Origin of the sequence: Ruminococcus sp. CAG:57, assembly GCF_000435935.1 — a bacterium.
GTDB lineage: Bacteria > Bacillota > Clostridia > Oscillospirales > Ruminococcaceae > Hominimerdicola > Hominimerdicola aceti.
Map to the genome: position 1 here is coordinate 1 of NZ_FR890738.1, position 2,028 is coordinate 2,028.

Annotated in this window: 5 protein-coding genes; 3 read left to right on the top strand and 2 right to left on the bottom strand. The window is 43.4% G+C overall.

All coding sequences use genetic code 11. From position 1 onward, the window contains the following. Positions 1 to 19: 19 nt before the first annotated feature. Entirely contained in the window at positions 20 to 172 is a 153-nt protein-coding gene (locus QVO88_RS07015; protein ID WP_288177862.1) for a hypothetical protein, read from the bottom strand. Between the two features lie 60 nt (positions 173 to 232). Here QVO88_RS07015 and QVO88_RS07020 point away from each other — a divergent pair, with 60 nt between their 5' ends. The 3 genes from QVO88_RS07020 to QVO88_RS07030 all read left to right on the top strand — a co-directional run bounded on the left by QVO88_RS07020 (position 233) and on the right by QVO88_RS07030 (position 1,817). Further along, positions 233 to 1,069, top strand: a complete 837-nt coding sequence (locus QVO88_RS07020; RefSeq protein WP_022287789.1) for a hypothetical protein — start codon at positions 233 to 235, stop codon at positions 1,067 to 1,069. Positions 1,070 to 1,082: 13 nt separating this feature from the next. After that, complete coding sequence (locus QVO88_RS07025) at positions 1,083 to 1,298, top strand: hypothetical protein (protein ID WP_022287790.1); 216 nt, start codon at positions 1,083 to 1,085, stop codon at positions 1,296 to 1,298. A gap of 66 nt (positions 1,299 to 1,364) precedes the next feature. Further along, positions 1,365 to 1,817: a hypothetical protein gene (locus QVO88_RS07030; RefSeq protein ID WP_022287791.1), complete on the top strand. Its 453-nt coding sequence runs from the start codon at positions 1,365 to 1,367 to the stop codon at positions 1,815 to 1,817. A 32-nt stretch (positions 1,818 to 1,849) separates the two neighbouring features. Here the strand turns inward: QVO88_RS07030 and QVO88_RS07035 are convergent, their stop codons facing one another. After that, the gene (locus tag QVO88_RS07035) at positions 1,850 to 2,017 is read right to left on the bottom strand and encodes a DUF1294 domain-containing protein (protein ID WP_288177875.1); all 168 of its coding nucleotides are present in this window, start codon (positions 2,015 to 2,017) and stop codon (positions 1,850 to 1,852) included. Between the last annotated feature and the right edge of the window lie 11 nt (positions 2,018 to 2,028).

The following is a 2,028-nucleotide window of genomic DNA, read 5'->3' on the forward strand; positions in this document are numbered from 1 at the left end:
AGCGATGTGGCTCAGGTTTTTATTGACAAAGGCACTCAACTACCGCCATCTCCTTGTTGCAGTAGCGGAAAATAAAGTCAACACCGTGACCATCTTCATCGAATACAAGTTCGATAACGCAGTAAGCCAGAGGCATTTCGTCCATAATACTGCACTTTTCGTAGAAACCCAACGGCGGGTCGAATTCCTCCTTAGGCGACGGAACTTCTAGCCCAAGCTCCTTACGCAGCCGATGTGGATGGGCTGCGTAAGGAGCTTTGACAAGACCGAGTTTGATCTTGCTTCTGCAGAGAATACAACAATTGAAAACGCACCAACAGACACAACTGCTTTTGGCATTTCCGGAGGTGCGATCACAAAAGATCAGAAGATCGGAACTATTACAGTAAAGATCACCTCAGACACGTCAGATCCCTCAGACATCACTATGGTGAAAAATTTGGAGGATCTGCGCGGTGTATTTGAAAATGGTGGCAAGGCAAAGCTAAACAGCGATCTTAACGGAGCATACGAGATGCTGACGCTTTCGTCAGGAAAAGATCTGGAGTTTTATCTGAACAGAAAGACGCTGAGCAACGGTACTATCGGTTGTTATGTGCAGATGAATGGAAGAGCTGAACAACATCTGATCGTTGACAATTGTACTCTGAATGGGTTGGGCGACAATAATAATTACTCAGATGTGACCTTGAGAGATTGTGTCATCATGAAAGATTGCTTTACCAGCTATGGCGGCATTTGGAAATTCGAGGGAGTCAATAATATTATCGGAACAATGAAAGTTAAGAAAGATGTCACTATTTCCGGCGACTTTACGTTAGGGACGCTTAAAGTTCCTATGGTTACTACCGGTACGCCGACCTTAAAACTGTCGGGTAATATTCGGATAGGCAAATTCTCCTTTGATAGTGTTTATAGAGAAGAGGCAAAGATCATCTGCGGTGTGGGTACATATAACTTTAAGCCGGATGAATATGAAACAGGCAGATATGGCGGTATTCAACTAGCAGAAGGATGCACCGTCAGCGGACCTGATGAGAACGGCATTTACACCGTTACAGCGGAATAAGGAGGGCAGAAAAATGACAAAAGTTATTATATCCATACTGTCGCTGGCAATGACAGCTTCTATGGCGGTCCCTGCCTTTGCGGACACCACTGCCGACGTGCAGGGCAAATATAAGGCAGGTGCGGAATCTCCTGTAACTATATCCGCCGACATTACTTGGGAAGATATGACCTTCGATTACACCGAGGGCGAAAAGACTTGGAATCCTGAAACACATCAAGTCGATTAGGCAGACGGCAAATGGACCAGCGACACAAAGGCTATCACAGTTACAAATCACTCTAATGTGGGCATTATGGCGAAGTTTAATTTTGCTTCCGAGGGTGATATTGAGGGCAGTTTCACTAAAGACGGCACCTCAACTGACAAACTTGCGCTTGACACTATAAAGAATTTGGATGAAGGCTCAGCCGCTCCGTCTGACACGATGAACTTCGGTATTACTGGTGGTGCTATCAGTGAAAATTGCAAGCTGGGAACTATCACGGTGTATATCACTCCTAATGACAACAGCAACTATATCTTAACAGAAGCTGAACTTACTGAAGCCGCTGTAAAAAAACGCACAATGAAAGAAGACTGCTTTCTACCCCGGAAAAAAGGTAGAAAGCAGTCTTTTTTTTGTGGTATAATACTATGCACTGTTTTGTATGTGTCAAGTTTTATTATACAGGATCAACTTTATTTTTCGCAAATAAGTTTACGCTGCTTTATATGCTTTCTACCGGAATTTGCAAAAAAAAATTAGGCAGCCGTTACCGACTACCTAAAGAACATATTCTATTCTGCAATGACCTTGTATATGATAAATGCCCATAGTGCAAGAGAAATTATCATCACCATATAAAAATACCAGTGTTTTGTTTTGTGACGGAAAAATTCCATGCCCAGAAATCCTCCTGCAAAGCCGCCAAGCAGGCTCAGACCAAGAAGCGTTTTCTCAGGTATCCGCCATTTGT